A 2,438-nucleotide genomic window follows, 5' to 3' on the forward strand; every position below is an offset into this window, starting at 1 on the left:
TGACCCGTCCTGAAATAAGTTGACAGATCGGAGACTTATTATGGGAAATCCAACCAAATCAATCTCTAAGCGTACTCAACGAGATTACACAATAGCCTTTAAATTAGCCGTTGTAGAGCAGGTAGAAAAAGGCGAGTTGACCTACAAGCAAGCACAAGCTAAATATGGAATACAAGGCAGAAGCACTGTTTTAGTGTGGCTTCGCAAGCATGGGCGGCAAGACTGGTATCGCCCGAGGTTAACACTTATGACTATTTCGAACCCCACCCCAGAGCAACAAATCAAAGAGCTAGAGCGTAAGCTTGAAGACGAGAAAGTTCGTAACCTGGTACTCAATGAAATGATTGATTACATCGATACGACACAAGGAACCCAACTGCGAAAAAAGCTTGTCGACATGGGGTTAGGAAACTCCAGAGCCAAGCTCAAATAAGCTTATCGCAGCTGTGCCGTGTAATGGGAATATCCCGGCAGTCTGTTTATCAAGCTGAAAGCCGCTACCAGGGAAGAGCAGCGGCATTGATGCCAGTTCTCAGGCTGGTTCAAGAGATACGACGCTTTATGCCGAGGCTAGGCACTCGTAAACTGTATTATTTACTTAAGCCTAAGCTAGAAGCAGCCGGCATTAAACTTGGCCGGGATGGCCTTTTTGACTACCTGCGCAATCATAACTTGCTGGTAAAGAAGCCGCGAAATTACCATAAAACTACGGATAGTAAACACTGGATGAAGAAGCATCCTAACCTGCTAAAGGAGCTGGTTGTAAGCCGACCTGAGCAGGTCTTTGTTAGCGACATAACCTATGTCGAAACCGATGCGGGAGTCCATTACTTATCGCTGGTAACAGATGCTTATAGCCGGAAAATCATGGGGCATGACGTCTCCCAAAGCATGACAGCGGCAGATATCGGGCGCGCGCTAAAGCAAGCGACTACAGGACGACTTAGCCAGGACCCGTTAATTCACCACTCCGATAGGGGCAGTCAGTACTGTTCACAGGCGTATCAAACCCAGCTCGCATCCAGCTCGATTACGCCCTCCATGACCGATGGTTATGATTGTTACCAGAATGCGCTTGCGGAACGCATTAACGGAATCCTTAAGCACGAGTTTTTACTAACGAAGTGCAAAACGGGTGAGGAGTTGAAGCGCGCGGTAAGGCAATCGATTGCAATCTATAATGAATACAGGCCGCACCTTAGTTTGGGCATGAAAACCCCAAATGAGGTGCATAAAAAAGCCAGTTGCAAGGTGCAACTGGCTTAGTTAAAACCGTCAACATAATTTAGGACGGGTCATAAAACCAAGTGGTAATAATTAATTAGAGTTTTTCGTTGAAAATCTTAGCGAAGGTTTCCTTTTCCAGATAACCTTCCTTTACTAACCATTCAAGTTCTTTACGACTCACTCCTGACTCTTTCGCTTCCAGAGTTAGAATTCGCCAATCTTCTTTGCTAATTTCGTATGTGTCCTCTTCATTATCTGAACCAACAAAAAAGTCCTTCATAACGGCAATTAAAGCTGTTGCAGTTTCCGGTAAAGCCTTTATCGATTCAGTCAATGAGGAAAAAATTGAACTAGGTGCTTCCTGCGCTGCGGTTCTCAAAACAGACTCAGTAAAATCAGGATGGGACGCGACAGCCTTGCGTATAATAGTTTCAGCGTTATCAGGTTGACGTTGCAAAGCGATAGTAATGATATCATCAATATAAGCGGGCTCGGTTTGAATAGCTGCCTCAACAATGTCATTAGTTAAATTTGGGTAACGAGCTATAGCAATGTCGACGACAGTATAAGTGACAGCCGGTTCTGCTTGCATTGCGGCTATTACTATCGCTTTGACTCTGCTTTCTCTTATATCAAAAGCGGCATTAACGATATAAGTGGCATGTTCCGGGTAGTTATTAATCAAAATACGCACGGTGCGCATAATAGAGAAATTTTTATTGAGGTGATTTTCGATAATACTTCGGTAAGTATCTTGTAAAGTGGAAGACGAATTTTGGAGGCTGCTATCAAAAGTAGCAGCATGACTCGTTCGTATGGCGCTTGAACTAAGAGTTGCAACAAGCAAACAGGTAAAAGTTATTAATTTCCAGCGCATAAGATTTAAGCCCTTTAATGTAAATCCAACTTATTAGAGTGATTCAATATAACAACAGTTCAGGGGAATCACAAAAAAACAACAAAATAGAAGTAAAAACGAGCAAATCTAACAAGGTTTATTTACAGGTGATGTTTTTTTGCTCGGTTAAGCTTTTTGATCGAAAAAAGATCTTGCAAGGCTGAAAGAGATCACTATAATTCGCCGCCGTTGTGATGAGTTATCCGCTAAGGAAATCAGACAACGGCGTTTTGTTTTAACCGGGCTGAAAAAGCTGAAAAAAATGGGTTGACGAAACGAGAGGGACGTGTAGAATACGCCTCCCTGCTTCGAA

General features: G+C 43.3%; 3 protein-coding genes. 1 reads left to right on the plus strand and 2 read right to left on the minus strand.

Annotated features, from left to right (window positions below; all coding sequences use genetic code 11):
* Positions 1-40 precede the first annotated feature (40 nt).
* Positions 41-1,266 (plus strand): IS3 family transposase gene (locus tag NJR55_RS13665; RefSeq protein ID WP_253618603.1). Its coding sequence is split into 2 segments (ribosomal slippage): positions 41-407 and positions 407-1,266, totalling 1,227 coding nucleotides; the frame shifts between segments, so codons are not numbered across the junction.
* Positions 1,267-1,321: 55 nt separating this feature from the next.
* Here the strand turns inward: NJR55_RS13665 and NJR55_RS13670 are convergent.
* Positions 1,322-2,104, minus strand: a complete 783-nt coding sequence (locus NJR55_RS13670; protein ID WP_253620456.1) for a hypothetical protein — start codon at positions 2,102-2,104, stop codon at positions 1,322-1,324.
* Between the two features lie 147 nt (positions 2,105-2,251).
* The coding region (locus tag NJR55_RS13675) for a hypothetical protein (protein WP_253620457.1) at positions 2,252-2,438 on the minus strand (187 nt) is incomplete at its 5' end.

It is taken from the genome of Idiomarina rhizosphaerae (assembly GCF_024159085.1).
In the GTDB taxonomy this organism is placed as follows: Bacteria; Pseudomonadota; Gammaproteobacteria; order Enterobacterales; family Alteromonadaceae; genus Idiomarina; species Idiomarina rhizosphaerae.

What these genes read in the sequence shown, in the direction of transcription:
- NJR55_RS13670 (WP_253620456.1), bottom strand. Translation starts at nt 2,104, where the DNA reads ATGCGCTGGAAATTAATAACTTTTACCTGTTTGCTTGTTGCAACTCTT.